The organism is Pseudomonas sp. HMWF021 (assembly GCF_003061005.1).
Classification (GTDB): Bacteria; Pseudomonadota; Gammaproteobacteria; order Pseudomonadales; family Pseudomonadaceae; genus Aquipseudomonas.
Genome location: NZ_QAIK01000029.1, coordinates 22,663 through 48,352 on the forward strand (window position 1 = coordinate 22,663; position 25,690 = coordinate 48,352).

Here is a 25,690-nt window from a genome sequence, read left to right on the forward strand (position 1 = left end):
GCTTGCGCCATTCGGTAAGGATCTCGTCGCGATTCTTCGAGGCCCAGGCGAAGTCGTTCTTGATCAGGCGCTGCTCGTAGTCGGCCGGCAGTTCGGTCTGCGGTTTGGCAATGCCCGGCTGCGCAAGCACCGCGAAGTTCTCCTTGTACAGATCCATCGCCTCGGCGCTGGCGGAGAAGTCCGCGAGTTTCTTCGCCGCTTCTTCATGCGGGGTGCCTTTGATCACGGCCGTCGCTTCGATCTCCCAGCCCAGGCCTTCCTTCGGCAGGATGATGTCCAGCGGCGCGCCCTGACGCTTCAGCTGAACGGCCGGGTATTCGAAGGAAATGCCGATCGGGAATTCGCCCGCCGCCGCCAGTTTGCACGGCTTGGAACCGGAGTGAACGTATTGGCCGATGTTCTGGTGCAGACCGTCCATGTAGGCCCAGCCTTGCTTCTCGCCGAAGGTTTGCAGCCACGCGCTGACGTCGAGGAAACCGGTGCCGGACGACGCCGGATTCGGCATGACGATCTTGCCCTTGTACTCAGGCTTGGTCAGATCCTGCCAGCTCACCGGTTTGCTCAAGCCCTGCTTCTCGGCTTCGACGGTGTTGAAGCAGATGGTCGCGGCCCAGACGTCCATGCCGACCCAGGCGGGCGGGTTGGCGGCGTCGCGGTAGTTCGCGCCGATCTTGCCCAGATCCTTCGGTGCATAGCTTTGCAGCATGCCCTGCTGATCGAGGATCGCCAGGCTCGAAGCGGCCAGGCCCCACACCGCGTCAGCCTGCGGACGGGCCTTTTCGGCCAGCAGTTTGGCGGTGATGATCCCGGTGGAATCGCGCACCCACTTGATCTCGACGTCCGGGTTGGCCTTTTCGAACGCAGCCTTGTAGGCGGTCAGTTGCTCGGCTTCGAGGGCGGTGTACACCGTCAACTCGGTTTTTGCCGCAAAGGCATTCAGGCTGAAAGTAGCGAGCACAGCAGCGGCCAGGGCCATAGGCTTGAACATGATCGTTTTCCTGTCTTGAGTTGAGGTTGGGAAAATCAGTGACCGGGCGCGGTTTGCCGCCAGGCCTGGGAACGGCGCAGCAAGCCGCGCGACGCCCACGCCAGCAGCAAGGACACACCCGCCGAGGTGAACAGAATCAGGGTCGACATCGCTGCCGCGCCACCGACGTTGCCGGCGTCATCCATGTTCAGCACCGCCACCGCTGCGAGGATGGTGTCGGGGCTGTAGAGGAAGATCGCCGCCGACACCGTGGTCATCGCCGAGACGAACAGGTAGCGCACGATGTCCAGCAGCGCCGGCAGGCAGATCGGTACGGTGACGCGCAGGTAATGGCGGTATAGCGGCGCCTTGAGCGACAGCGCGGCAGCTTCGAACTCCGCGTCGAGCTGGCGCAGCGCGGTGGTGGCGGTCATCTGCGCGGTGGTCAAATAGTGAGCAATGGTGCAGACGATCAGCAGGGTCATCGTGCCGTACAGCACATGCAGCGGGTTGCCGGTGAGGTTGAAGAAGAAGACGTAACCCAGACCGAGCACCAGCCCCGGCACCGCCATCGGGATGAAACTGAGCATGCGCAACGTCAGGTTGAGGCCGCGCTGGCTGCGGGTTTTCTCCATCAGGTAGGCGCCAGTGAAGATCAGCACGCTGCCGATCAATGCGGTGCCCAGCGCCATCTTCAGGCTGTTGCCGTAGGCCAGCCAGCCACCGCCGGCGGTCTCGTTGAACTGGTAGTGATTGAGCGACAGCGACAGGTTGTACGGCCAGAACTTCACCAGCGACGAGAACACCGCCATGCCGAACACCAGCAGCAACGCGGCGCTGATCAGTAGGACAATCGCCAGATAGCAGGCGTCGCGCAGCTTCGACGGTGCCGGTTTGAACACCTGGGCGCGGCCACTCATGGAGTCGCCGTGACGGCGGCGCAGCCAGGCATCGACGCCGAAGCTGAACAGCGCCGGCAGCAACAGCACCATGCCGATCAGCGCGCCGCGACCGAACTGTTGCTGACCGACCACGGCTTTGTAGGCTTCCAGCGCCAGCACTTGATAGTCGCCACCGACCACCACCGGCACGCCGAAATCGGTGATGGTCAGGGTGAACACGAGACAGAACGCGGCGAATACCGCTTGCCGGGTCGCCGGCCAGGTGATGCTGCGAAAAGCTTTCGCCGGACTGGCGCCCATGCTCGACGCCGCATCAAACAGCCGCGCATCGGCCAGCGACAGCGCCGACAGCAGAATCATCAGCGCATGCGGAAAGGTGTAGATCACCTCGCCCAGCACAATCCCCCAGAACCCGTAGATGTTGTCCGAGAGCAGCCCGCGCAACATGCCCTGGTTGCCGAACAGATAGACCAGTGCAATCCCCGGCAGCATCGACGGCGCCATCAATGGCAGCAGGGAGATCCCGCGCCAGATGCCCTTGGCCGGAATCAGGGTGCGCTGCAAGGCGTAGGCAAACAGGTAGGCCAGCGGTACGACGATGGCCGCGACGCTGAGGGAAACCTTCAGGCTGTTACCGAGCAGCCAGTGGAAATTCTCGCTGGTCACCAGCTCCTTGGCGGCGAGCCAGCCGCCGCCCTGCCCGGCCTCGCTGCTGAAACCACGCCAGAAGATCGCCAGCAACGGCAGCAGCACCGCGACACCGAGCAGCAACAGCAGCAGGAGTTTGCCGCCGAGGACAAAGATCCGGTCACCGACCTCGGCCCCGGACACCTGCCGCGCCTGCTTGTGCGGTAGCGGCAGTGCGATGTTCGCGCTCATCAGGCAAATACCTGCAGGCTTCGCGGCGGCAAGGCGACCATGATCTGCTGGGCGCCGAGACGTGGCATGGCTTCCGGCGCCAGTTCGGCGAGCAGCGAATGGCCCGGCAGTTGATCCAGTTCAAAGCTCATGCGGCAGCGATTGCCGAGGAAGGTGATCTCGCGCACCTTGGCCGGAAACAGGTTTTCTTCGTGCACCAGCGGATTGACGCTGATCGCTTCCGGGCGGCAGAACAACCGGCCCGAAGCGCCGCTCACGCTGCCATCTGCCAGACGCACATCCATCCCGCCAACCCGAGCGTGACTGGCGCTGCTGCGCTGGAACGGCAGCCAGTTGCCCTGCCCGACGAACTCGGCCACGAACGGCGTGGCCGGGCGATTGTAGATTTCCTGTGGTGTGGCGTACTGCTCGACCCGACCGTTGTTCATCACGGCGATGCGGTCGGCCATGAGCATGGCTTCGTCCTGATTGTGCGTGACCATCAGGGTGGTGATGCCGAGGTTGCGCTGCAGTTGGCGCAGCTCGGTGCACAGATGCTCGCGCACTCGGGCGTCCAGGGCCGACATCGGTTCATCGAGCAACAGCAGCGACGGCGCAGGCGCCAAGGCCCGAGCGAGCGCGACTCGCTGTTGCTGGCCGCCGGACAGTTGGCCCGGGTACTTTTTCTCACTGCCGCTGAGGCCGACCAGTTCCAGCATCTGCCCGACGCGACGGCGTACTTCGTCGCGACCGCTGCCAGCGAGGCCGTAGGCAATGTTCGCTTCGACTGTCAGATTGGGGAACAGCGCGTAGGACTGGAACAGGATGCCGTAGTCCCGGGCTTGCGGCGCGAGGTGCGAGACATCGCGATCACCGAGGTACAACTCGCCGCTGTCCTGCTTCTCCAGCCCGGCGATGCAGCGCAGCAGCGTGGTCTTGCCGCAGCCCGACGGGCCGAGCAGGCACACCAGCTCACCGGCGGCGACATCGAGGGAGACGTTATCCAGCGCGGTGAACGCGCCGAAGCGCTTCTGTACGCCGCGCACTTTCATCGGCGCACCGGGGTTGGTCAGGGCAGTTGCGATGGCAGGATTCATGGACAGACCTCATCAAGCAGATGGGGCCAATCCTAGAGTTGTAATGCGTCCGTCATGTGGCAGTGAGGCAAAAACGGCCGATAGTGGTATTCGGGGATTTTGGTTGAAAGTCAAAAGATCGCAGCCTGCGGCAGCTCCTACATTGGAATGCATACCTCTGTAGGAGCTGCCGAAGGCTGCGATCTTTTGATGTTCAGACCGGGGACATTTCCTGGGCCAAGCCGAGAAACGCCGCCGGCAACCGCGCCCCCTTGCGCTCCTTGAGGCAATACAGATACTCGGGAATCTGCGGCGCATTCTCGATTGTCAGCACCCGCAACTGCGGATCGTGCGGGACTTCCTGGCGGGCAATGATGCTGATACCGATGTTGCGCAGCACCGCCTCACGGATCGACTCGCGGCTGCCGATCTCCAGCAACGGCCCGAAACTGACCCCGGCGTTTTCCAGCAACTCCTCGGTCAAACGGCGGGTGGTCGAACCCGACTCGCGCATCAACAACGTATGCCCGGCCAGTGCACTCAACGCCACATGCTCCTGCGCCGCCAGCGGATGGTTGCGATGCACCGCCAGCACCAGCGGATCGCTACCCAATACCCGGCGAATCAGCCGCGCATCCTCAAGCAACTGCGACGACGCCGCGACATCCACCCGGTAATCCTCCAGCGCTTCGAGCACCTGCTGCGAGTTGCCGATTTCCACCGACACTTCCACCTGCGGCAGGCGCTCGCGGAAAGTCTTCACCAGATCGAGGATGTAATACGGCGCGGTCGCAGCGATACGCAACGTGCCCTGCACCTGACCGCTGTTGCGCAGGAAGAACTCGATATCGGCCTCCTGCTGCAACAGCGCCTTGACCATCGGCAGCAAGCGCGCGCCTTCGTCGCTGACACTCAGGCGCCGACCGCCACGGTAGAACAGCTCCACCGAATACTGGCTTTCCAGATTACGGATCTGCGTGGTCACGGTGGGTTGGCTGAGGCCGAGCTTTTTCGCCGCCAGCGTAATGCTGCCCAGGCGGGCGACCATGTAAAACGCTTTCAGCTCGGCACTCAGCACAACCATCCCTCATCGTTTATTTGCGCAGCAGGCGCAAACCGTTGAACACCACCAGCAGGCTCACGCCCATGTCGGCGAACACCGCCATCCACATGGTGGCGAGCCCGGCGAAGGTTACCCCAAGAAAGATAGCCTTGATCACCAGGGCCAAGGCGATGTTCTGTTTCAGGATGCTCGCGGTGTCGCGCGACAGGCTGATGAACGCGGGGATCTTGCGCAGATCGTCGTCCATCAGGGCGACATCAGCGGTTTCAATCGCGGTGTCGGTACCGGCCGCCGCCATGGCGAAACCGATCTCGGCGCGGGCCAGTGCCGGGGCGTCGTTGATGCCGTCGCCAACCATGCCCACCCGATGACCCTGTGCATAAAGTGCTTCGATAGCTTGCAGTTTGTCGGTCGGCAGCAAGTCGCCCTTGGCCTGATCGATGCCGACCTGAGCGGCAATCGCCTGCGCGGTATGCACGTTGTCACCGGTGAGCATCAAGGTTTTCACGCCCAGTGCGTGCAACTGGCGGATCGCTTCGCGGCTGCTTTCCTTGACCGTGTCGGCCACGGCGAACAGCGCCAGCGGGCCGGAACTGTCGAGCAGCAACACCACGGACTTGCCCTGTTTCTCCAGCGCAAACAGCTTCTCTTCCAGTTGCGGCGAGCACAGACCCAGCTCCTCGACCAGACGATGGTTGCCCAAGTGATAGGTCTGACCGTTGACCTGGCCCTTCACGCCACGCCCGGCCAGCGCCTCGAAGTTATCCACACTCAGCACGGCGAGGTTTTTATCCACAGCGGCATTGGCGATCGCCAGCGACACCGGGTGATCGGAACGCCCGGCCAGCGCGGCGGCGATTGCCGGAGCGCTGGCGTCGGCAGTCGGGTCCAGCGACAGGTAATCGGTCTGCACCGGTTTGCCGTGGGTGATGGTGCCGGTCTTGTCCAGCGCCAGATAATCGAGCTTGAAACCGCCCTCCAGGTACACGCCGCCCTTGACCAGAATGCCTTTGCGCGCCGCTGCCGCGAGGCCGCTGACGATGGTCACCGGGGTGGAGATCACCAGCGCACAAGGACACGCCACCACCAGCAGCACCAGCGCACGATAGATCCAGTCGAACCATGCTGCGCTCATGAACAGCGGCGGAATGATCGCCACGGCCAGCGCCAGCACGAACACCACCGGGGTGTAGATTTTCGAGAACTGATCGACGAAACGCTGCGTCGGGGCGCGTGCACCTTGAGCCTGCTCAACGGCGTGGATGATCCGCGCCAGGGTCGAGTTGTTCGCCGCCGCAGTCACCGTGTACTCCAGCGAGCCGGCCTGGTTGATGGTGCCGGCGAAGACTTTGTCGCCGATGGTTTTCTCCACCGGCAGGCTTTCACCGGTGATCGGTGCCTGATCGATGGTCGAACTGCCGCTGACCACTTCGCCGTCCAGCGCGATGCGCTCGCCGGGTTTTACCCGCACCCGGGCGCCGAGTTCGACGCTTTTGACCTCTTGTTCGACCCAGTTGCCGTCGGCCTGCTGCACCGTGGCCTGTTCCGGGGTCATCTGCATCAGACCGCTGATGGCGTTGCGCGCACGATCCAGCGAGCGCGCCTCGATCAACTCGGCCACGGTGAACAGGAACATCACCATCGCCGCTTCCGGCCACTGCCCGATCAGCACCGCACCGGTCACCGCGATGCTCATCAGCGCGTTGATGTTGAGGTTGCGGTTTTTCAGGGCGATCCAGCCCTTTTTATAGGTGGTCAGGCCGCCGCTGAGGATCGACACCAACGCAATGATCGCCACCACCCAGGTCGGCGCGGCGTTGGTGAAGTGGATCACTTCGGCCGCCAGGGCACCGACACCGGACAGCGCCAGCGGCCACCAGTGTTTTTTCACTGGCGCCGGGACCGTGGCTTCGACGCCCGCCTCCAGCGGTTCGGCGTGCATGCCCAGGGACGTGATCGCCTCGGTGATCGGCGCGGTATCCGGCAGATTGTGGGTCACGCCGAGCACGCGATTGATCAGGTTGAATTCCAGCTGCTGCACGCCGGCCAGTTTGCCGAGTTTGTTCTGGATCAGCGTCTGCTCGGTCGGGCAGTCCATCGCTTCGATGCGGAAACTGCTCAGTCGGGCGTCAGCGCTGGTTTTCTCGCTCAGTTGCACCAACGCAGGCGCGGCAGCTGTCGACGAGCAGCAAGAATCTTCGTGCGAATGAACCGGTGCCGGTGTTGCGGCTTTCGACCCGCAGCAGGAATCGTCGCCATGTACGTGCTTATGCACAGGCTGCAATTTATGGCTGTGGCTATGATCGTGCCCGTCGCCGGGCTTGTGGGTGTGCTGGGAATCGCTCATTGGTCGCGTCCATGAAGGTGCCTGTTGCCAAGTAAAGACCCTGTAGCCACTATAGGGTCAAGCACCCATTTGGAGATGGCCGTCATGAAGATCGGCGAACTGGCGAAACTCACTGACTGCGCCGTGGAAACCATCCGCTACTACGAGCGCGAAAACCTGCTGCCGGAACCGGCGCGCAGCGACGGCAACTACCGCGTCTACACCCAGGCGCATGCCGAGCGCCTGACTTTCATCCGCAACTGCCGCACCCTCGACATGACCCTCGAAGAAATCCGCAGCCTGCTGGCGATGCGTGACAGCCCGCAGGATCAGTGTGCGAGCGTGAATACGCTGATCGACGAGCACATCCAGCATGTGAAAGCGCGGATTGATGGATTGCTGGCGTTGCAGACACAACTGCTCGACCTGCGCCAGCGTTGTGGCGAAGGGCCGGGGGCGGATCAGTGCGGGATTTTGCAGCGGCTGGAGGTGAGTGGCGGGGTTGTGGCGACAGAGGTCGAGCATTCCCACGTAGGCCGCAGCCACGGCCACTGACAACACCACAAAACATTGTGGGAGCTGGCTTGCCAGCGATAGCGGTTTTACAGACACATCAATGTTGAATGTGCTGCCGTCATCGCTGGCAAGCCAGCTCCCACAGGTTTAATGGCAGTCTGTCAGACCGCCATCGGCGCGGTCATTGGCGCATGGTGCTCATAACCTTCCAGCGAGAAATCGCTCGGCTCCACCAGCTCCAGCCACTCCGGCTGATACACACCGGTCTTGGCGAACTCCGGCACGCGGTCGGAGATTTTCAGTTTCGGCATGGCGAACGGCTCGCGCTTGAGCTGTTCGTTGAGCATGTCCAGATGGTTCTCGTAGACGTGCGCATCACCAATGAAATAGGTGAACCAGCGCGGCGTGTAACCGGTCAGGCGCCCGATCAGGCTCAGCAGCGCGGCGCCTTCGGTGAGGTTGAACGGCGTGCCCAGACCCAGGTCGTTGGAGCGGATGTACAGGGTCAGGGAGATCTCTTTGGTCTCGACGTTCGGGTGGAACTGGTACAGCAGATGGCACGGCGGCAGGGCCATTTCATCCAGCTGGGCGCAGTTCCAGCCGTGGAACAGGATGCGGCGGCTGCCCGGATCCTTGATGATCGTGTCGACGCACTGACGCACCTGATCGATGGCTTTGTACAGCACCACGTAGGCCTGGCCGTCTTCCTCGCCCTGGGCGATCTGCTTGTAGCCGTTGTTCAGGGTCTGTTCGATGGCGGCGGTGTTGCTCAGCGGAATCTGCTTGTACGCCGGCCATTTGCGCCATTGCACGCCGTAGATTTCGCCGAGGTCGTCCTCGCCCTGACGAAACGGGTTGGCCAGCCATTGCGCATTTTCGTTGGCGTTCTGATCCCAGACCTTGCAGCCCAGCGCACGGAATTCAGCGGCGTTGTTCACGCCACGCAGAAAACCGCACATCTCGCCGATGGCCGATTTGAAGGCCATCTTGCGGGTGGTGATCGCCGGAAAGCCTTCCTGCAGATCGAAACGCAGCATCGCACCCGGGAAGCTGATGGTGTTGATGCCGGTGCGGTTGGCCTGTTTGGTGCCGTTCTGGATGACGTGCGAGACCAGTTCGAGATATTGCTTCATGAGTTACCTGTGTCCTTTGAGCCCCGGCGTCGCGCGCCGGGGTTCGTAGTTTAAGCGGTCGGCGCGAGCGGCGCTGCCGGCGCACGACGATAGGCCAGCCAGATCAGGAACAGCCCGCCGACGATCATCGGCACGCACAGCACCTGACCCATGGTCAGCCAGTTCCAGGCCAGGTAGCCCAGTTGCGCGTCCGGTACGCGGACGAACTCGACAATAAAACGGAAAATGCCGTAAAACAGCGCGAACATGCCGGATACCGCCATGGTCGGACGCGGCTTGCGCGAGAACAGCCACAGGATCAGGAACAGCGCGACGCCTTCGAGCGCGAACTGATACAGCTGCGACGGGTGACGCGGCAGCTGCGCCGGATCGCTGAACGGCGGGAAGATCATCGCCCACGGCACGTCGGTCGGCTTGCCCCACAGCTCGGCGTTGATGAAGTTACCGATACGCCCGGCGCCCAGACCGATCGGCACCATCGGCGCAACGAAGTCCATCAACTGGAAGAAGGTCTTGCCGTTACGCTTGCCGAACCACAGCGCGGCGAGCATCACCCCGATGAAACCGCCGTGGAACGACATGCCGCCCTTCCACACTTCGAAAATCAGCGTCGGGTTGGCGATGTAGGCGCTCAGGTCATAGAACAGCACGTAACCCAGACGGCCACCGACAATCACCCCCATCGACAGCCAGAACACCAGATCGGAGAGCTTCTCCTTGGTCCAGGTCGGGTCGAAACGGTTGAGCCGGCTCGACGCCAGCAGCCATGCGCCGCCGATGCCGACAAGGTACATCAGACCGTACCAGTGGATTTTCAGCGGACCGATGGCCAGGGCCACCGGGTCGATCTGCGGGTAAGGCAGCATTGCGACTCCTCGTTAGAGTTGAAACCAGAATTCCCGGGCGACGCTGCCACCTCAGGATTAAGTCAGGATTGCGGTCTGTTCTGAACCCGAAGCTCAGAGCAGAAAATTCAGGCCGACGCAGAACAGCAAAGCGGCGAACAGCCGTTTCAGCAAGCGCGGCGACAACTTGTGCGCCAGTCGTGCGCCCAGACGGGCGAACACCATGCTGGTCAGGGCAATGCCCAGCAGCGCCGGCAAATAGACAAAACCGAGACTATGCGGTGGCAACAACGGATCGTGCCACCCCAGAATCATGAAACTTGATGCACTGGCCACGGCGATCGGCAAACCGCAGGCCGACGACGTTGCCACCGCCTGTTGCATCGGCACGCTGCGCCAGGTCAGGAACGGCACGGTCAGCGAACCGCCGCCGATCCCGAAAATCGCCGAAGCCCAGCCAATCACACTGCCGGCCACGGTCAGACCGAGTTTGCCCGGCACCGTTCGACTGGCCTTGGGTTTGACCTCCAGCGCCAGTTGCACGGCAATCACCAGAGCGAACACACCGATGATCTTCTGCAGGTTCGGCCCGGAAATCGCCTCGGCCGTCAGCGCCCCGAAACCGGCGCCGAGCAGAATGCCCACGGCCATCCACATGAAGATCGGCCAGCGCACCGCACCACGTCGATGGTGTTCACGCACGGCATTGACCGAAGTGAAGATGATGGTCGCCAGCGATGTCCCTACCGCCAGGTGCGTGAGGATCGACTGATCGAAACCCTGCAAGGTAAAACTGAACACCAGCACCGGGACGATAATGATCCCGCCGCCCACCCCGAACAGCCCGGCCAGCACGCCCGCACAGGCGCCCAACGCCAGATAGAGCAGAAATTCCATGGCCGTCTCCCACACGCATCCCCAAAACCGGAGCGGCATGGTAACGGATGCATGGCCTTTGGCGGAACTTGCGATGGATGCACGGACGCTGACTGCGTAGAGTGAGCAAAAAACACACAAGGACCCACCTTATGTGCCTGATTGTTTTCGCCTGGCGCCCGGGCCATGCCCAGCCGCTGATCGTCGCGGCCAACCGTGACGAGTTCTACGCCCGCCCGAGCCTGCCGCTGGCGCCATGGGCCGACGCGCCGCACGTGCATGCCGGGCGCGATCTTGAGGCGGGCGGCACGTGGCTGGGGATTGGTGCCAACGGGCGCTTCGCCGCGCTGACCAATATCCGCGATCCGCACCAGCCACCGGCGCGCAAATCGCGGGGAGAGCTGGTGGCGCGGTTTCTCGCGGGTGATGCGTCGATTGATGATTATTGGCGCGATGTGGTCGGTCGAGCGCCGGAATACGCCGGGTTCAACCTGCTGCTGGGCAACGCCCATGAGCTGTGGCACTTCAATGCGCGAACATCCGAGCCGGTGATGCTCGAACCCGGAGTTTACGGCCTGTCGAATGCCGGGCTGGATACGCCGTGGCCGAAACTGCTCAAGGCCAAGGCAGCGCTGAGCGCGGTGCTGGATGATCCACAGCCTGCGCGGTTGCTGGAGCTGCTGGGCGATGCGCAAACCGCGCCGTTTGCCGAGCTGCCGGATACCGGGGTCGGGCTGGCGACCGAGTCGCTGCTGTCGAGTGTGTTTATTGCCAGCCAGAGTTACGGGACGCGGGCGAGTACGGCGTTGATTGTGCAGGCGGATGGCACGCGGCGGATGGTCGAGCGCAGTTTCGGGCCGTATGGCGGGCATCTGGGCGAGGTGGAGATCAGAATCTAAAGATCGCAGCCTCCGGCAGCTCCTACAGGGGTACACATTCCCTGTAGGAGCTGCCGAAGGCTGCGATCTTTCAGAGGGCCTTGTTGAGTGCCGGCGGGTTCATCTTGGACAACCCGAGATTCTTCAGCGCCAGCTGCAGCGAGCTGTGGATAACTTGCGGGTTGTCGATCTTCATCAGCTCCGCCAGCAGATCCTTGGCCTTGCTCAGGTTGATCTGGCGCAGCATCCACTTCACTTTCGGCAGGTTGGTGGCGTTCATCGACAGGCTGTCGAAGCCCATCGCCATCAACAGCACCGCCGCTGCCGGATCACCGGCCATTTCGCCGCAGATGCTCACCGGTTTGCCTTCGGCATGTGCGTCGCGCACCACGGTCTGCAGGGCTTGCAGCACCGCCGGATGCAGGTAGTCGTAGAGATCGGCCACTCGCGGGTTGTTGCGATCCACCGCCAGCAGGTACTGGGTCAGGTCGTTGGAGCCGACCGACAGGAAGTCCACCTGCCGCGCCAGTTCCTTGGTCTGGTACACCGCGGCCGGAATCTCGATCATCACCCCGATCGGCGGCATCGGCACGTCGGTGCCTTCGTCGCGCACTTCGCCCCAGGCCCGGTGGATCAGGTGCAGGGCTTCTTCGAGTTCGTGGGTGCCGGAGATCATCGGCAGCAGGATCCGCAGGTTGTTCAGGCCTTCGCTGGCCTTGAGCATCGCGCGGGTCTGCACCAGGAAGATTTCCGGGTGGTCGAGGGTCACGCGAATCCCGCGCCAGCCGAGGAACGGGTTGTCTTCCTTGATCGGGAAGTACGACAGCGACTTGTCACCGCCAATGTCGAGGCTGCGCATGGTCACCGGTTGCGGATGGAACGCGGCGAGCTGCTCGCGGTAGATCGCCAGTTGTTCCTTTTCGCTCGGGAAACGCTGGTTGATCATGAACGGCACTTCGGTGCGGTACAGACCGACACCTTCGGCGCCGCGCTTCTGTGCCCGCGCCACGTCCGCCAGCAGGCCGGTGTTGACCCACAGCGGCATGCGATGGCCATCGAGGGTCACGCACGGCAGATCGCGCAGGGTGTCGAGACCCAGCGCCAGTTGTTTCTCTTCTTCGACCACCTCGGCGAACTGCTTGCGCAGCACATCGCTGGGGTTGGTGTAGACCTCGCCGCGGGTGCCGTCGACGATCACTTCGATGCCGTCGACCTTGGCGTACGGCAGGTCGACCAGGCCCATCACCGTCGGAATGCCCATGGCACGGGCCAGAATCGCGACGTGGGAGTTACCCGAACCCAGCACCGAAACCAGACCGACCAGCGTGCCTTCCGGCACCTCGCCAAGCATGGCCGGCGTCAGCTCTTCGCTGACCAGAATGGTTTTTTCCGGGTAGACCAGGTTCTGCTGACGCTCTTCCTGCAGGTAGGCCAGCAGGCGCCGGCCGAGGTCCTTGACGTCCGATGCACGCTCGCGCAGGTAGGCGTCGTCCATCAGTTCGAAACGGTTGACGTGCTCAGTGACCACCTGACGCAGCGCGCCCTGGGCCCATTGGCCGGTCTTGATCACGGTGGTGATTTCGCTGCCCAGCGAGGCATCGTCGAGCATCATCAGGTAGACGTCGAACAGCGCGCGTTCTTCCGGGCGCAGCTGGGTCGCCAGTTTGGCGGACAAGGCACGCATGTCGGCGCGCACACCTTCAATGGCAGTCTTGAACAGTGCCAGTTCGGCGTCGATGTCGGTGATGTGCTTGTCCGGCACCACGTCCAGATCCGCCGGCGGCAGCATGACCACCGCAGTACCGACCGCCGCCCCCGGTGAACCCGGTACGCCGACGAACTTGGCTTCCTGAATGCCCTTGCCCTGACGGCCCAGACCACGGATCGAACCGGTGGCCTCGGCGTGGGCGATAACGCCGGCGAGTTGCGCACTCATGGTCACGAGGAAGGCTTCTTCACCTTCGTCGAACTGGCGACGTTCTTTCTGCTGAATGACCAACACGCCGACGACGCGGCGGTGGTGAATGATCGGCGCCCCGAGGAAAGAGGCGTAACGCTCCTCGCCGGTCTCGGCGAAGTAGCGGTAGCGCGGGTGATCCGCGGCGTTTTCGAGGTTCAGGGGTTCTTCACGCGTGCCGACCAGACCCACCAGACCTTCGTTGGGTGCCATGCTGACCTTGCCGATCGAGCGCTTGTTCAAGCCCTCGGTGGCCATCAGGACGAAGCGATTGGTCTCGGGATCAAGCAGGTAGACCGAGCAGACCTGGCTGCCCATGGCCTCTTTGACGCGCAACACAATAATCCCCAACGCCGCCTTGAGATCCTTGGCGGAGTTAACTTCCTGGACGATCTTGCGCAGCGTATTGAGCATGGCTCGGGGTCGAACTCCGTCGTCAGTCGCGCGCTAAAAGGCGCGGGGCAAGCTCTTTGAGGGCGCGTCGATACACCTCGCGCTTGAATGTCACCACCTGGCCCAACGGATACCAATAACTGACCCAGCGCCAGCCATCGAACTCCGGTTTACCGGTCAAATCCATCCGCACCCGCTGCTCGTTGGAGATCAGGCGCAGGAGAAACCATTTCTGCTTCTGGCCGATGCACAGCGGTTGGCTGTGGGTACGCACCAGACGTTGCGGCAAACGATAGCGCAACCAGCCCCGGGTACAGGCCAGTATTTCAACATCTTCACGTTCCAGGCCAACTTCTTCGTTCAGCTCGCGGTACAAGGCGTCTTCCGGCGTCTCCTCGGGATTGATTCCCCCTTGTGGAAACTGCCAGGCATCCTGATTGATACGGCGAGCCCATAGCACCTGGCCGGCGTCATTCGTCAGAATGATCCCGACATTGGGGCGGAAACCATCGGGGTCGATCACGGCAACAACCTCGCAAACGCATGTCGCCGCATTGTTCCACAAAGCTTGATAAGGCGGCAACGAAGGTTCCTACCTTATGTGCACTCTTGTGAAAAGACCGTATTCTTGTCGCCTTTTTACTGACTTTTCAGCGGGTAACTGCAATGCGCCTGGCTCTATTCGATTTGGACAACACCCTTCTGGGCGGCGACAGCGATCACGCCTGGGGCGACTATCTGTGCGAACGCGGCTTCCTCGATCCGGTGGCATACAAGACGCGCAACGACGAGTTCTATCAGGATTACCTGGCCGGCAAGCTGGATAACGCCGCGTACCTGAACTTCTGCCTGGAGATCCTCGGTCGCACCGAAATGGCCGTGCTTGATCAATGGCACAGCGACTACATGCGCGACTGCATCGAACCGATCGTGCTGCCCAAGGCGCTGGAACTGCTGAAAAAGCACCGCGACGCTGGCGACAAACTGGTGATCATCACCGCCACCAACCGATTCGTCACCGCACCGATTGCCGTGCGCCTGGGCGTCGAAACCCTGATCGCCACCGAATGCGAAATGGTCGATGGCCGCTACACCGGGCGCAGCACCGACATTCCGTGCTTCCGTGAGGGCAAGGTGACGCGCCTCAATCGCTGGCTGGAGGAAACCGGGTATTCGCTGGATGACAGCTATTTCTATAGCGATTCGATGAATGATCTGCCGCTGCTGGAGCAGGTGGCGAACCCGGTGGCGGTGGATCCGGATCCGAATCTTCGGGCCGAGGCCGAGAAGCGGGGCTGGCCGGTGATTTCGTTGCGCGACTGAAGATCAAAAGATCGCAGCCTGCGGCAGCTCCTACAGGTATACATCCCATGTAGGAGCTGCCGAAGGCTGCGATCTTTTCGCTTCACACAGGTTTGGCACCCATCAACCCGGCAATGGCGATAAAGCAGACAAAGCTGAACAACGCCAAGGCAAAGCTGAACCTGCCAACCCCACCCGGCGTCTTGCGCAACCGATTCAACCGCACCAGCAACCAGAACCACGCCAGCGCCGCCACGGTGTACAGCACGCTGGAGGCCAGCAGCCAGGTCTGCCCCAGCGGCCATCCCACCAGATGTACCATGCCCCAGCCGGTAAACGGCATACTCAGCAACGCCAGGCCCATCAACAGCCAGATGAACACCCGTGGCCGTTGCAGAGTGCGGCTGCCAGCCGTTGCATCACCATTGCGTCGGGCCAGAAAAACCCAGATTCCCAACCCCAATGCACCGGCCAACAACACGACGGTGGCGACCATGTGCGCGGTTTTCAGGGCGGTTAACGTTTCCATTGTTCGAATTCCTTATGGCCTGCCCATCAGCGTAGCCGTTCAGCCAAGAAACAGCTTATAGGCCGCGTTATCGCTTTCGTCCCAGTACGGGTAGCCGATTTCCGCCAGCGCTGCCGGCACCAGATGACGCTCGTCATGCGGTACTTGCAGGCCTGCGACGACACGGCCATCCGCCGCGCCATGGTTGCGGTAATGGAACATCGAAATATTCCAGCGTCCGCCGAGTTTGCTGAGGAAGTTGAACAGCGCGCCCGGACGCTCCGGGAATTCGAAACGCAGCACCACTTCATCAACCACCTGCGCCGCGCGCCCGCCGACCATGTGGCGGATGTGCAACTTGGCCAATTCGTTGTCGGTCAGGTCGAGTACCGGGAAGCCCTGCTCGGTCAGGCTCGTCAGCAGTGCGCTGCGCGGGTCGTTTTCCGGGTGCGTCTGCACGCCGACGAAGATGTGCGCTTCGCTGCCGGTGTTGTAGCGGTAGTTGAATTCGGTGATCTGGCGCTTGCCGATCGCTTCGCAAAACGCCTTGAAGCTGCCGGCCTGCTCCGGAATGGTCACGGCGATGATCGCTTCGCGACCTTCACCCAGTTCGGCACGCTCGGCGACGTGGCGCAGGCGGTCGAAGTTGACGTTGGCCCCGGAATCGATGGCGACGAAAGTCTGGCCGCTGACACCACGGGACTCGACGTACTTCTTGATCCCGGCCACGCCCAAAGCGCCGGCAGGCTCGGTGATCGAGCGGGTATCGTCGTAGATATCCTTGATTGCCGCACAGATTTCGTCGGTGCTGACGGTGATCACTTCGTCGACGTAATCCTTGCAGATGTCGAAGGTGTGCTGGCCGATCTGTGCTACCGCCACGCCGTCGGCGAAGATGCCCACGGTCGGCAGCACCACGCGCTCACCGGCGGCCATGGCTGCTTGCAGGCAGTTGGAGTCGTCCGGCTCGACGCCGATGACCTTGATGTCCGGACGCAGGTATTTCACGTACGCCGCGATACCGGCAATCAGACCGCCGCCACCGACCGGCACAAAGATCGCGTCCAGCGGTTGCGGGTGTTGGCGCAGAATTTCCATCGCCACGGTGCCCTGCCCGGCAATGGTGTGCGGATCGTCGTAAGGGTGGATGTAGACGTAGCCCTTCTCGTCGACCAGTTTCAGCGAATAAGCCAGCGCTTCCGGGAACGAATCGCCGTGCAGCACGACTTTACCGCCGCGCGAACGCACGCCTTCGACCTTGATCTCCGGGGTGGTCTTGGGCATCACGATGGTCGCTTTCACGCCCAGCACTTTCGCCGCCAGCGCCAGACCCTGCGCATGGTTGCCCGCCGACGCGGTGACCACGCCACGGGCGCGCTCTTCGTCCGTCAGTTGGGTCAACTTGTTGTACGCGCCGCGAATCTTGAACGAGAACACCGGCTGCAAGTCTTCACGCTTGAGCCAGATGTCATTGCCCAGCCGCTCGGAGAGCTGGCGAGCGTTCTGCAGCGGGGTTTCTACGGCAACGTCATAAACGCGCGAGGTGAGGATCTTTTTGACGTACTGTTCGAGCATCGGAAAGCATCACTGGCGATTGGGCGGGACCGACGAGTCTAACCCGGCTTTTGCCCGGACGACCACACTGAACGGGGGGTTTTAGCCGGGGCGAACACTTTGTGATGTAAGCCTCATTGTGGTGAGGGGATTTATCCCCGATCGGCGGCGCAGCCGTCGTCAACCTGAGAGTGCAATATTTGGGAGGAGTGCCGGGGAGCGCTTCGCCCTCCATCGGGGATAAATCCCCTCACCACAGGAGTGTTTCCCCCTGCCTTGTCGCGAGGCCTATAATGCCGGCCTTTCCGTTCTCCCCTTGCCCGCTTCCGGAGCCCGCATGACCCAGGATCAACTCAAACAGGCAGTGGCTCAGGCCGCCGTCGACTTCATCCTTCCGAAACTCGACGACAAGAGCATCGTCGGGGTCGGCACCGGCTCCACCGCCAACTGCTTCATCGATGCGCTGGCCCAGCACAAGGGCGCGTTCGATGGCGCGGTTGCCAGCTCCGAAGCCACTGCCGCGCGCCTCAAGGGTCACGGCATTCCGGTGTATGAACTGAACACCGTCAGCGACCTGGAGTTCTACGTCGACGGCGCCGACGAGAGCGACGAGCACCTGAACCTGATCAAGGGCGGCGGCGCAGCCCTGACCCGCGAGAAGATCGTCGCAGCCGTGGCCAAGACCTTCATCTGCATCGCCGACGCCAGCAAACTGGTGCCGGTACTGGGCGAGTTCCCGCTGCCGGTGGAAGTGATCCCGATGGCTCGCAGCCATGTGGCCCGCCAACTGGTGAAACTGGGCGGCGACCCGGTGTACCGCGAAGGCGTGCTGACCGACAACGGCAACATCATCCTCGACGTGCACAACCTGCAGATCACCAACCCGGTGGAGCTGGAAGCGCAGATCAATGCGATCGTCGGCGTGGTCACCAACGGTCTGTTCGCGGCGCGTCCGGCGGATCTGTTGTTGTTGGGCACCAGCGAAGGTGTGAAGACCCTGAAGGCTGAGTAAGCCCAGGCTGCCCGAAATTAATGGGCAGACGAATAAACCTGTGGGAGCTGGCTTGCCAGCGATGGCGGCCTGTCAGTCAACATTGATGTTGAAAGTGATGGCCCCATCGCTGGCAAGCCAGCTCCCACAGTGTTTTGGGGTGTTGGTTAGTTCTGCGCAGGTTTCCTGAAGACGTAAAACAGATTCGGCTCACTCACCAGATACAACGTCCCGTCATCATCCATCGCAATGCCTTCAGCCTGCGGCACGCGCTTGCGCAAACCCTGCCGGCCCTTGTTCAGCGACAACGTGCTCAACGGCCGCCCGTCCACATCCAGTTCCAGAATCAGCCCCGACTCGTCGGACAGCGCCAGCAAATGGCCGCTGCGCTCGTCGTATTGCAGGCTCGACAGATCGCGCACGAACATCCCGGCATCGCGCTTGGGGTTGTTGATCACGTGTACCGCGTAGGATTTTTCCGGATTGAAGTGCGGGAAGCCATGCACTTCATAAATCAGCATCGGGTCACGCTCCTTGGCCACAAACAGGCGTTTACCCACCGAGTCATAGGCAAGGCCTTCGAAGCCCTTGTTGCCGCTCATGTGCACGCCGAGGGTCATTTGTTCGGCATCTGCCGCATCGAGGAACGTGGTGTCCCGCTCCAGATGCACCTTGATCAGACGTTGCTCACGCTCGTCGGTGATCACATAGGTGTCGGCGCTGATGAACTCCACCGCTTCCGCATCGCCAAAGCCGATCAGTGCGATGCGCCGCAGGATCTTGCCCTCCAGCGATAACTCCACCAGCTCGGCGTTCTTGTTGGTCACGGTGAACAGGCTTTTGCGCACCGGATCGTAGGTCAGCGCCGAGACATCGTCGTTCAGGCCATCGATGACCCGGGCTTCTACCTCGACACGGTATTGATCCAGACCAATGGCCTGGCTGCTCAACGGCTGCCACAAGGTATGCAGGTTGAACCATGCACGCTCGAACAGGCGCAGGTATTGGCCGATCGCGACCAATGCGATCAGGACAATCACCGACAGGATGACGATCAGGGGTTTGGGGCGGGCAAGTCGACGCATTCGGGCAGGCTCGGGATCAAAACAGGCGGATGAAATATCACGCCTGTCTGAACTGAAGCTTAATGGCCACTTGCCTCAAGCCACAAGACAACCCATGTAGGAGCTGCCGCAGGCTGCGATCTTTTGATCTTGATCTTGATCTTGAAAAACAAAATCAAAAGATCGCAGCCTGCGGCAGCTCCTACAGGGGGAGTTGTTACTTTTGTTTTTCGAAGCGGTAGAACAGGTTCGGCTCGCTGACCATGTACAGCGTACCGGCGTCGTCCATGGTCACGCCTTCGGCGCGAGGGATGGTGTCCTTCAAACCGTTGAAGCCGCCGAGCAGGGTCATGAAGCTGACTTGCTCGCCCTTCTCGTCCAGCTCCAGCAGCAGATGCGAGTCGGCGGACAGCACCAGGGTGTGGCCGGTACGCGGATCGATGGCCAGCGCCGAGAGGTTGCGGATATCCAGCTCATCATTGGCAAGCTTCTGCTTGTCGCCCTTGAGGATCTGGCTGCCGTCACTCTTCCAGGTGAACAGCGCCGGCGGCCGCTCTTCGCCCAGCAGCAACTGCTGGTTGCGCGGATCCCAGGTGATTGCTTCGAACGCCTTGTTCTGGTTTTTCGACGGGCCGAGGTCATATTTCGGGAAATCGGCGATATTCAGTTCGCGAGTGCTGGCATCGACCTTGACGATGGTCAGCAGGTGCTCGCGCTCATCGACGATGGCCATCAGGCCGTTTTCCATCACGGTCACGCCTTCCGGGTTGCTCCAGCCCACCAGCGGCATTTTGCGCAGCACATCGCCCTGCAGGGTCAGCTCGACCAGGAAGGGGTTCTTGCCCATCACCGAAAACAGGGTTTTGGTCTGCGGGTTGTAGGACAGGTCCGAGGCTTCGTCCTTTTCCATGCCCGGCAGCAGTTTGCCGTCGATCACCACTCGATAGTCCGGCAGCCAGATGCTTGCCTTCTGCTCAGCCTGAGTCTCGAGGCGCTCGCGCAGCCACAGCAGACCACGGTCGTCCCAATGCATGATATGCGCCACGCCATAAGCGACAGCGAGCACGAGCAACAACCAGACATACCAGCGCAGGGCAAAACGTGAGCGACGAGGAGAATTGAGCTGAGTTTGAGCTGACATCAGGGACGCATTCCGAAAATTCAGGCTATGGGTAATAGCACAAAGAGGCCGGCTCAGACGCCAGAATGAGGGGAATTATCCGGACAGAATGTGAAAAAAACGGCAAATGGCGGGATTGCCCTGCCTGATAAAGCCAGATCAAAAGATCGCAGCCTGCGGCAGCTCCTACAGTGACCGGTGTAGGAGCTGCCGCAGGCTGCGATCTTTTGTTTTTAGCGCACGCTGCTACTGAAGCTACTCGCGCCAACCAGTTCCAGCACGATGTCATCGCCGACATTCAGCGGGCCGACGCCCACTGGCGTGCCGGTGAGGATCACGTCGCCGGCCTGCAGCGAGAAGCAGCCAGCCATGTGCTGGATCATCGGCACGATCGGGTTGAGCATGGCGCTGCTGTTGCCGTCCTGACGCACTTCGCCGTTGATGGTCAGGCGGATGCCGATGTCGGTCAGGTCCGGGAAAGTGCTGTCGACCACGAACGGTGCGATCACCGCTGCGCCGTCGAACGACTTGGCAATTTCCCATGGCAGGCCCTTGGACTTGAGTTCGGCCTGCTTGTCGCGCAGGGTCAGATCCAGCGCCGGGGCGAAACCGGAGATCGCGTCCAGCACTTCTTCGCGGCTCGGTTTGGTCGACAACGGCTTGCCGATCAACACGGCGATTTCCGCTTCGTAGTGCACCGAACCGCGCTCGGTCGGAATGCTGAAACCGCCTTCCAGCGGCACCACGCAACTGCCCGGCTTGATGAACAGCAACGGTTCGGTAGGAACCGGATTGTCCAGCTCCTTGGCGTGTTCGGCGTAATTACGCCCGATGCACACCACTTTCCCGATCGGGAAGTGGATGCGCGTGCCGTCGACATACTGGTGCTGATAGCTCATTTACCGACTCCTGCCTTCATTGATTCAGGGATTGCCAATCAAACCGCGAAGATCTTGCCCGGGTTCATGATGCCGTTGGGGTCGAACACCGCTTTGACCGCTTTCATGTACTCGATTTCGACCGGTGAACGGCTGTACGTCAAGTAGTCGCGCTTGGTCATGCCCACGCCGTGCTCGGCGGAGATCGAACCGTTGTACTTCTCGACGGTTTCGAACACCCACTTGTTGACGGTCGCGCACTTGGCGAAGAACTCGTCCTTGCTCAGGTTATCCGGCTTGAGAATGTTCAGGTGCAGGTTGCCGTCGCCAATGTGGCCGAACCAGACGATTTCGAAGTCCGGGTAGTATTCGCCGACGATCGCGTCTATTTCCTGCAGGAATGCCGGGACTTTCGACACGGTGACCGAGATGTCGTTCTTGTACGGTGTCCAGTGCGAGATGGTTTCGGAGATGTACTCGCGCAGCTTCCACAGGTTCTGCAACTGGGTTTCGCTCTGGCTCATCACACCGTCCAGCACCCAGCCCTGCTCGACGCAATGTTCGAAGGTTTCCAGCGCAGTGTTGGCCACTTCTTCGCTGGTCGCCTCGAACTCCAGCAGCGCGTAGAACGGACACTCGGTTTCGAACGGCGCCGGCACATCGCCACGACCCAGCACTTTCGCCAGGGCCTTGTCGGAGAAGAATTCGAACGCGGTCAGGTCGAGCTTGCCCTGAAACGCGTGCAGCACCGGCATGATCGAGTCGAAGTCGGCGGTACCGAGGACCATGGCGGTGAGGTTTTTCGGCGCGCGATCCAGGCGCATGGTCGCTTCGACCACGAAACCGAGGGTGCCTTCGGCGCCGATGAACAGCTGGCGCAGGTCGTAGCCGGTGGCGTTCTTGATCAAGTCCTTGTTCAGCTCCAGCACATCGCCCTTGCCGGTGACCACTTTCATCCCGGCGACCCAGTTGCGGGTCATGCCGTAGCGAATCACCTTGATCCCGCCGGCATTGGTGCCGATGTTGCCGCCAATCTGACTGGAACCGGCCGAAGCGAAGTCCACGGGGTAGTACAGGCCATTTTCTTCGGCAACGTTCTGTAAATGCTCGGTGACCACGCCTGGCTGGCACACGGCGGTGCGGTCGGTGAGGTTCACGTCGAGAATCTGATTCATGTAATCGAACGACACCACCACTTCGCCATTCGCAGCCACGGCGGCGGCGGACAGCCCGGTGCGCCCGCCGGATGGCACCAGCGCCACCTTATGGGTGTTGGCCCAGCGGACGATGGCCTGCACCTGTTCGATGGTCTTGGGGAACACGATGGCGCTCGGCGCCGGGGCGAAGTGCTTGGTCCAATCCTTGCCGTACGCGTTCAGGGAGTCGGCGTCGGTCAGGACCTTGCCAGGCTCGACCAGGGTCTTCAGTTCATCAATCAGGGCAGGATTGGTCATCGACAGAACTCTCGAACAATTCATGGTCATCCTGAGAACGCTTCACGTCGCAGGAATGAGTGATTAGCGGGGCGGCTATGCTAGCATACCGACCCCGCAGGCCAGTGCCCAAGGCCGGTTCTGCGGTAACGGCTTTCCTGCCGTTTGGGTCAGCTCCAGGCTGCTCCCCTCCCTGCCATTTTTCTCCGGGATACAGGTTTACGCAGATGAGCAAGACTTCTCTCGATAAGAGCAAGATCAAGTTCCTTCTTCTCGAAGGCGTCCACCAATCGGCTGTCGACGTCCTCAAGGCGGCGGGCTACACCAGCATCGAATACCTGACAGGCTCCCTGCCGGAAGCCGAGCTCAAGGAAAAGATCGCTGACGCTCACTTCATCGGCATTCGTTCGCGCACCCAACTGACCGAAGAGATCTTCGATCACGCGAAGAAGCTGGTGGCAGTCGGCTGTTTCTGCATCGGCACCAACCAGGTTGACCTGAGTGCTGCCCGCGAGCGCGGTATCGCCGTGTTCAACGCGCCGTACTCCAACACCCGCTCCGTCGCGGAACTGGTGCTGGCCGAAGCGATCCTGCTGCTGCGCGGCATCCCTGAGAAAAACGCTTCCTGCCACCGTGGCGGCTGGATCAAGTCCGCAGCCAACTCGTTCGAGATCCGCGGCAAGAAACTGGGCATCGTCGGCTACGGCTCGATCGGTACGCAGCTGTCGGTTCTGGCGGAAGGTCTGGGCATGCAGGTGTTCTTCTACGACACCGTGACCAAGCTGCCGCTGGGTAACGCGACTCAGGTCGGCAACCTGCACGAGCTGCTGGGCATGTCCGACATCGTTACCCTGCACGTACCGGAAACCGCGGCGACCCAGTGGATGATCGGCGAGAAGGAAATCCGCGCCATCAAGAAGGGCGGCATCCTGATCAACGCCGCGCGCGGCACCGTGGTCGAGCTGGACGCCCTGGCGGACGCGATCAAGGACAAACACCTGATCGGCGCGGCCATCGACGTCTTCCCGGTGGAGCCACGCTCCAACGACGAAGAGTTCGAAAGCCCGCTGCGTGGCCTGGACAACGTGATCCTGACCCCGCACATCGGTGGCTCGACTGCCGAAGCGCAGGCTAACATCGGTCTGGAAGTGGCGGAAAAACTGGTCAAGTACAGCGACAACGGTACGTCCGTATCGTCGGTGAACTTCCCGGAAGTGGCCCTGCCGGCTCACCCTGGCAAGCACCGTCTGCTGCACATCCACGAGAACATTCCGGGTGTGATGAGCGAGATCAACAAGGTCTTCGCCGAAAACGGCATCAACATCTCCGGTCAGTTCCTGCAGACCAACGAGAAAGTCGGTTACGTGGTGATCGACGTCGACGCCGAGTACTCGGAGCTGGCACAAGAGAAGCTGCAACACGTCAACGGTACTATCCGTAGCCGCGTGCTGTTCTGATCCGACGCTGAGCGACAAAAAAAGGGAGCCTTCGGGCTCCCTTTTTCATGCAACGCCGAAATTTATTTGACGTTGACGGTGATTTTCTTCGAGACGATCGGCGGATCGAACGCCATGTGGCCGCTGTCACCCAGCTCCAGTTGCAAGGTGTGCTTGCCCGGGGCCAGTTTGATCGTGGCCTCGGTCTGCGCCTTGCCGAAGTGCATGTGGTTGGCGTCGGTCGGCACGACGGAACCAACTGGAACGATTTCCTTGGCATCGATCAGCAGGTGATGGTGACCGGTGTTCTTGGTGGGATCACCGGCCGGTGCCAGCGCAACGTCCTTGACCCCGAACTTGACCTTGAACTCCTGAGAAACCGTGGCCCCGTCTTCGGGAGAAACGATGAACACTTCGGCACCTTTGGGCGCCGGGGTCGCTGCACTGGCCAGCACTGAAACACCCATCAACAGGCCAGCCAAGGCTGCTCGTGACATAAACGTTTTCATTCTCTTCTCCAGTTTTTCCGTAAAATCCGCGCGGTCATGACAACTTCATGACCATTCGTTGTCGAAGGCACTCGACAACCATAGCAAAGCGAGCCTGACTCAGAGCGTCGCGATAATGATTTCAAAGGAGTGACCATGCGTTTTCTGCCTGGCCTGATCTGCCTGCTACCCCTTTTGAGCCCTCTGGCTCACGCCGAACTGATTGATGACGTCAACGACCGTGGCGAGTTGCGCATAGCCCTTGAGGCTAATACACCGCCCTTCAATTTCAAGGATGGCGACACACTCACGGGGTTCGAGGTCGAGCTTGGGCAACTGCTCGCCAACGAGCTGGATGTACGCGCCGACTTCATTGTCACCGACGAAGCCGACCTGCTTCAGGGCGTTGAAAGCGGCAAGTACGACGTTGCGCTCAACCACATAGCACTGACACCTGAACTCAAGGATCGTTTCGACTTCAGCGAGTCTTACGGCAAGGTCGATTCGCAGTTGTGGGCAAAGAAGGATGAGCAGCCACGGCCGATGGTGCTGGTGCAGGCACTGACCGAGGAGAAGCCGAAGGCGACCCCGGTGGAGCTGGCAATTCCATTTCAGAAGGGCAACCCGGCGTTTCATGCCAGCCTGGAAGGTGCGTTGCAGCGGATCAAGGCGGATGGGCGATTGGCGGCGTTGTCCGCGAAGTGGTTCGCCGAACCGTAGGAGCTGCCGCAGGCTGCGATCTTTTGATCTTGATCTTGATTTTGAAGATCAAGAGATCGCAGCCTCGTTTCACTCGACAGCTCCTACAGGGGGTTTGTGGTGGGCTTTTAGTCGAGGTGGGTCAGGGCCATTGCGGCCTGCGACAGTTCGAGTTCACTGAAGACTTGAACCCCATGGCGTTTGAGCAGCGCCGCCGTCACGCCTTCTCCCGAGACCTTCACGCCACTGAACGTCCCGTCATAAGTCAGCAGATTCCCGCAGGAAGGGCTGTTGGCCTTGAGCACCGCGACGCGGATACCGTGCTTCTGCACCAGCGCCAGCGCCTGCCGCGCACCATCGAGAAACTGCGCGCTGACGTCCTCGCCCTCGGTGGTGATCACCGCCGCCGTGCCATCGAGCACTTCGG

General features: G+C 61.4%; 24 protein-coding genes. 6 read left to right on the forward strand and 18 right to left on the reverse strand.

What is annotated here, in order from left to right; all coding sequences use genetic code 11:
• From DBR18_RS03080 to DBR18_RS03100, 5 genes are all read right to left on the reverse strand, one after another.
• On the reverse strand, window positions 1-988 hold a 988-nt coding region (locus tag DBR18_RS03080), incomplete at its 3' end, for a putative 2-aminoethylphosphonate ABC transporter substrate-binding protein (RefSeq protein WP_108589229.1).
• Window positions 989-1,023: 35 nt separating this feature from the next.
• A complete protein-coding gene (locus DBR18_RS03085) occupies window positions 1,024-2,748 on the reverse strand; it encodes a putative 2-aminoethylphosphonate ABC transporter permease subunit (protein WP_108589206.1) in 1,725 nt (574 codons plus the stop codon).
• Entirely contained in the window at window positions 2,748-3,824 is a 1,077-nt protein-coding gene (locus DBR18_RS03090) for a putative 2-aminoethylphosphonate ABC transporter ATP-binding protein (RefSeq protein ID WP_108589207.1), read from the reverse strand. Before DBR18_RS03090 ends, DBR18_RS03085 begins: the two co-directional genes overlap by 1 nt.
• Before the next feature lie 193 nt (window positions 3,825-4,017).
• Window positions 4,018-4,881 (reverse strand): LysR family transcriptional regulator, encoded by an 864-nt coding sequence (locus DBR18_RS03095; protein ID WP_108589230.1) that lies wholly within the window; start codon window positions 4,879-4,881, stop codon window positions 4,018-4,020.
• A 16-nt stretch (window positions 4,882-4,897) separates the two neighbouring features.
• Window positions 4,898-7,213 carry a heavy metal translocating P-type ATPase gene (locus DBR18_RS03100; protein ID WP_108589208.1) on the reverse strand — a complete coding sequence of 772 codons (2,316 nt, stop codon included), beginning with the start codon at window positions 7,211-7,213 and terminating at the stop codon, window positions 4,898-4,900.
• Between the two features lie 84 nt (window positions 7,214-7,297).
• On the opposite strand from DBR18_RS03100, the gene cadR reads away from it, so the two are divergent.
• Entirely contained in the window at window positions 7,298-7,747 is a 450-nt protein-coding gene (gene cadR, locus DBR18_RS03105) for a Cd(II)/Pb(II)-responsive transcriptional regulator (protein WP_007964189.1), read from the forward strand.
• A 122-nt stretch (window positions 7,748-7,869) separates the two neighbouring features.
• Here cadR and DBR18_RS03110 read toward each other — a convergent pair whose 3' ends face one another.
• The 3 genes from DBR18_RS03110 to DBR18_RS03120 all read right to left on the reverse strand — a co-directional run bounded on the left by DBR18_RS03110 (window position 7,870) and on the right by DBR18_RS03120 (window position 10,583).
• A complete protein-coding gene (locus tag DBR18_RS03110; protein WP_108589209.1) occupies window positions 7,870-8,841 on the reverse strand; it encodes a thymidylate synthase in 972 nt (323 codons plus the stop codon).
• A gap of 50 nt (window positions 8,842-8,891) precedes the next feature.
• Complete coding sequence (gene lgt / locus DBR18_RS03115; RefSeq protein WP_007965581.1) at window positions 8,892-9,707, reverse strand: prolipoprotein diacylglyceryl transferase; 816 nt, start codon at window positions 9,705-9,707, stop codon at window positions 8,892-8,894.
• 93 nt (window positions 9,708-9,800) lie between these two features.
• A complete protein-coding gene (locus DBR18_RS03120; RefSeq protein ID WP_108589210.1) occupies window positions 9,801-10,583 on the reverse strand; it encodes a sulfite exporter TauE/SafE family protein in 783 nt (260 codons plus the stop codon).
• Window positions 10,584-10,714: 131 nt separating this feature from the next.
• Between DBR18_RS03120 and DBR18_RS03125 the strand changes: the two genes are divergently transcribed.
• The gene (locus DBR18_RS03125) at window positions 10,715-11,461 is read left to right on the forward strand and encodes an NRDE family protein (RefSeq protein ID WP_108589211.1); all 747 of its coding nucleotides are present in this window, start codon (window positions 10,715-10,717) and stop codon (window positions 11,459-11,461) included.
• Window positions 11,462-11,531: 70 nt separating this feature from the next.
• Here DBR18_RS03125 and ptsP read toward each other — a convergent pair whose 3' ends face one another.
• Both ptsP and DBR18_RS03135 read right to left on the reverse strand, forming a co-directional pair.
• Entirely contained in the window at window positions 11,532-13,811 is a 2,280-nt protein-coding gene (gene ptsP, locus DBR18_RS03130) for a phosphoenolpyruvate--protein phosphotransferase (protein ID WP_108589212.1), read from the reverse strand.
• Window positions 13,812-13,833: 22 nt separating this feature from the next.
• Entirely contained in the window at window positions 13,834-14,313 is a 480-nt protein-coding gene (locus DBR18_RS03135; protein ID WP_003229203.1) for an RNA pyrophosphohydrolase, read from the reverse strand.
• 143 nt (window positions 14,314-14,456) lie between these two features.
• On the opposite strand from DBR18_RS03135, the gene DBR18_RS03140 reads away from it, so the two are divergent.
• On the forward strand, window positions 14,457-15,113 hold the full coding sequence (locus tag DBR18_RS03140; protein WP_108589213.1) for an HAD family phosphatase: 657 nt from the start codon (window positions 14,457-14,459) through the stop codon (window positions 15,111-15,113).
• A gap of 82 nt (window positions 15,114-15,195) precedes the next feature.
• On the opposite strand, the gene DBR18_RS03145 is transcribed toward DBR18_RS03140, so the two are convergent.
• Both DBR18_RS03145 and ilvA read right to left on the reverse strand, forming a co-directional pair.
• The gene (locus DBR18_RS03145; protein ID WP_108589214.1) at window positions 15,196-15,621 is read right to left on the reverse strand and encodes a DUF2269 domain-containing protein; all 426 of its coding nucleotides are present in this window, start codon (window positions 15,619-15,621) and stop codon (window positions 15,196-15,198) included.
• A 39-nt stretch (window positions 15,622-15,660) separates the two neighbouring features.
• On the reverse strand, window positions 15,661-17,175 hold the full coding sequence (ilvA, locus tag DBR18_RS03150; RefSeq protein ID WP_108589215.1) for a threonine ammonia-lyase, biosynthetic: 1,515 nt from the start codon (window positions 17,173-17,175) through the stop codon (window positions 15,661-15,663).
• Between the two features lie 316 nt (window positions 17,176-17,491).
• Here ilvA and rpiA point away from each other — a divergent pair, with 316 nt between their 5' ends.
• The gene (gene rpiA / locus DBR18_RS03155; RefSeq protein WP_007965573.1) at window positions 17,492-18,166 is read left to right on the forward strand and encodes a ribose-5-phosphate isomerase RpiA; all 675 of its coding nucleotides are present in this window, start codon (window positions 17,492-17,494) and stop codon (window positions 18,164-18,166) included.
• 146 nt (window positions 18,167-18,312) lie between these two features.
• On the opposite strand, the gene DBR18_RS03165 is transcribed toward rpiA, so the two are convergent.
• The 4 genes from DBR18_RS03165 to DBR18_RS03180 form a co-directional block, all read right to left on the reverse strand.
• On the reverse strand, window positions 18,313-19,230 hold the full coding sequence (locus DBR18_RS03165; protein ID WP_108589216.1) for an SdiA-regulated domain-containing protein: 918 nt from the start codon (window positions 19,228-19,230) through the stop codon (window positions 18,313-18,315).
• Window positions 19,231-19,426: 196 nt separating this feature from the next.
• Window positions 19,427-20,350: an SdiA-regulated domain-containing protein gene (locus DBR18_RS03170; RefSeq protein ID WP_108589217.1), complete on the reverse strand. Its 924-nt coding sequence runs from the start codon at window positions 20,348-20,350 to the stop codon at window positions 19,427-19,429.
• Window positions 20,351-20,562: 212 nt separating this feature from the next.
• The gene (locus tag DBR18_RS03175; protein WP_108589218.1) at window positions 20,563-21,228 is read right to left on the reverse strand and encodes a fumarylacetoacetate hydrolase family protein; all 666 of its coding nucleotides are present in this window, start codon (window positions 21,226-21,228) and stop codon (window positions 20,563-20,565) included.
• Window positions 21,229-21,266: 38 nt separating this feature from the next.
• Window positions 21,267-22,661 carry an FAD-binding oxidoreductase gene (locus tag DBR18_RS03180; protein WP_108589219.1) on the reverse strand — a complete coding sequence of 465 codons (1,395 nt, stop codon included), beginning with the start codon at window positions 22,659-22,661 and terminating at the stop codon, window positions 21,267-21,269.
• Between the two features lie 206 nt (window positions 22,662-22,867).
• Here DBR18_RS03180 and serA point away from each other — a divergent pair, with 206 nt between their 5' ends.
• Entirely contained in the window at window positions 22,868-24,097 is a 1,230-nt protein-coding gene (serA, locus tag DBR18_RS03190) for a phosphoglycerate dehydrogenase (protein ID WP_003229219.1), read from the forward strand.
• A 62-nt stretch (window positions 24,098-24,159) separates the two neighbouring features.
• On the opposite strand, the gene DBR18_RS03195 is transcribed toward serA, so the two are convergent.
• Window positions 24,160-24,585, reverse strand: a complete 426-nt coding sequence (locus DBR18_RS03195; RefSeq protein ID WP_108589220.1) for a DUF4399 domain-containing protein — start codon at window positions 24,583-24,585, stop codon at window positions 24,160-24,162.
• Window positions 24,586-24,720: 135 nt separating this feature from the next.
• On the opposite strand from DBR18_RS03195, the gene DBR18_RS03200 reads away from it, so the two are divergent.
• Window positions 24,721-25,284 (forward strand): transporter substrate-binding domain-containing protein, encoded by a 564-nt coding sequence (locus DBR18_RS03200; protein ID WP_108589221.1) that lies wholly within the window; start codon window positions 24,721-24,723, stop codon window positions 25,282-25,284.
• 107 nt (window positions 25,285-25,391) lie between these two features.
• Here the strand turns inward: DBR18_RS03200 and DBR18_RS03205 are convergent.
• Window positions 25,392-25,690 (reverse strand): DUF523 domain-containing protein (locus DBR18_RS03205; RefSeq protein ID WP_256588510.1); only part of this gene is annotated, 299 nt, incomplete at its 5' end.

What these genes read in the sequence shown, in the direction of transcription:
- DBR18_RS03145 (WP_108589214.1), bottom strand. Translation starts at nt 15,621, where the DNA reads ATGGAAACGTTAACCGCCCTGAAAACCGCGCACATGGTCGCCACCGTC.
- rpiA (WP_007965573.1), top strand. Translation starts at nt 17,492, where the DNA reads ATGACCCAGGATCAACTCAAACAGGCAGTGGCTCAGGCCGCCGTCGAC.
- DBR18_RS03195 (WP_108589220.1), bottom strand. Translation starts at nt 24,585, where the DNA reads ATGAAAACGTTTATGTCACGAGCAGCCTTGGCTGGCCTGTTGATGGGT.
- DBR18_RS03100 (WP_108589208.1), bottom strand. Translation starts at nt 7,213, where the DNA reads ATGAGCGATTCCCAGCACACCCACAAGCCCGGCGACGGGCACGATCAT.
- serA (WP_003229219.1), top strand. Translation starts at nt 22,868, where the DNA reads ATGAGCAAGACTTCTCTCGATAAGAGCAAGATCAAGTTCCTTCTTCTC.
- ilvA (WP_108589215.1), bottom strand. Translation starts at nt 17,175, where the DNA reads ATGCTCGAACAGTACGTCAAAAAGATCCTCACCTCGCGCGTTTATGAC.
- DBR18_RS03170 (WP_108589217.1), bottom strand. Translation starts at nt 20,350, where the DNA reads ATGTCAGCTCAAACTCAGCTCAATTCTCCTCGTCGCTCACGTTTTGCC.
- DBR18_RS03120 (WP_108589210.1), bottom strand. Translation starts at nt 10,583, where the DNA reads ATGGAATTTCTGCTCTATCTGGCGTTGGGCGCCTGTGCGGGCGTGCTG.
- ptsP (WP_108589212.1), bottom strand. Translation starts at nt 13,811, where the DNA reads ATGCTCAATACGCTGCGCAAGATCGTCCAGGAAGTTAACTCCGCCAAG.
- DBR18_RS03175 (WP_108589218.1), bottom strand. Translation starts at nt 21,228, where the DNA reads ATGAGCTATCAGCACCAGTATGTCGACGGCACGCGCATCCACTTCCCG.
- DBR18_RS03140 (WP_108589213.1), top strand. Translation starts at nt 14,457, where the DNA reads ATGCGCCTGGCTCTATTCGATTTGGACAACACCCTTCTGGGCGGCGAC.
- DBR18_RS03200 (WP_108589221.1), top strand. Translation starts at nt 24,721, where the DNA reads ATGCGTTTTCTGCCTGGCCTGATCTGCCTGCTACCCCTTTTGAGCCCT.
- DBR18_RS03180 (WP_108589219.1), bottom strand. Translation starts at nt 22,661, where the DNA reads ATGACCAATCCTGCCCTGATTGATGAACTGAAGACCCTGGTCGAGCCT.
- DBR18_RS03125 (WP_108589211.1), top strand. Translation starts at nt 10,715, where the DNA reads ATGTGCCTGATTGTTTTCGCCTGGCGCCCGGGCCATGCCCAGCCGCTG.
- cadR (WP_007964189.1), top strand. Translation starts at nt 7,298, where the DNA reads ATGAAGATCGGCGAACTGGCGAAACTCACTGACTGCGCCGTGGAAACC.
- lgt (WP_007965581.1), bottom strand. Translation starts at nt 9,707, where the DNA reads ATGCTGCCTTACCCGCAGATCGACCCGGTGGCCCTGGCCATCGGTCCG.
- DBR18_RS03110 (WP_108589209.1), bottom strand. Translation starts at nt 8,841, where the DNA reads ATGAAGCAATATCTCGAACTGGTCTCGCACGTCATCCAGAACGGCACC.
- DBR18_RS03090 (WP_108589207.1), bottom strand. Translation starts at nt 3,824, where the DNA reads ATGAATCCTGCCATCGCAACTGCCCTGACCAACCCCGGTGCGCCGATG.
- DBR18_RS03085 (WP_108589206.1), bottom strand. Translation starts at nt 2,748, where the DNA reads ATGAGCGCGAACATCGCACTGCCGCTACCGCACAAGCAGGCGCGGCAG.
- DBR18_RS03165 (WP_108589216.1), bottom strand. Translation starts at nt 19,230, where the DNA reads ATGCGTCGACTTGCCCGCCCCAAACCCCTGATCGTCATCCTGTCGGTG.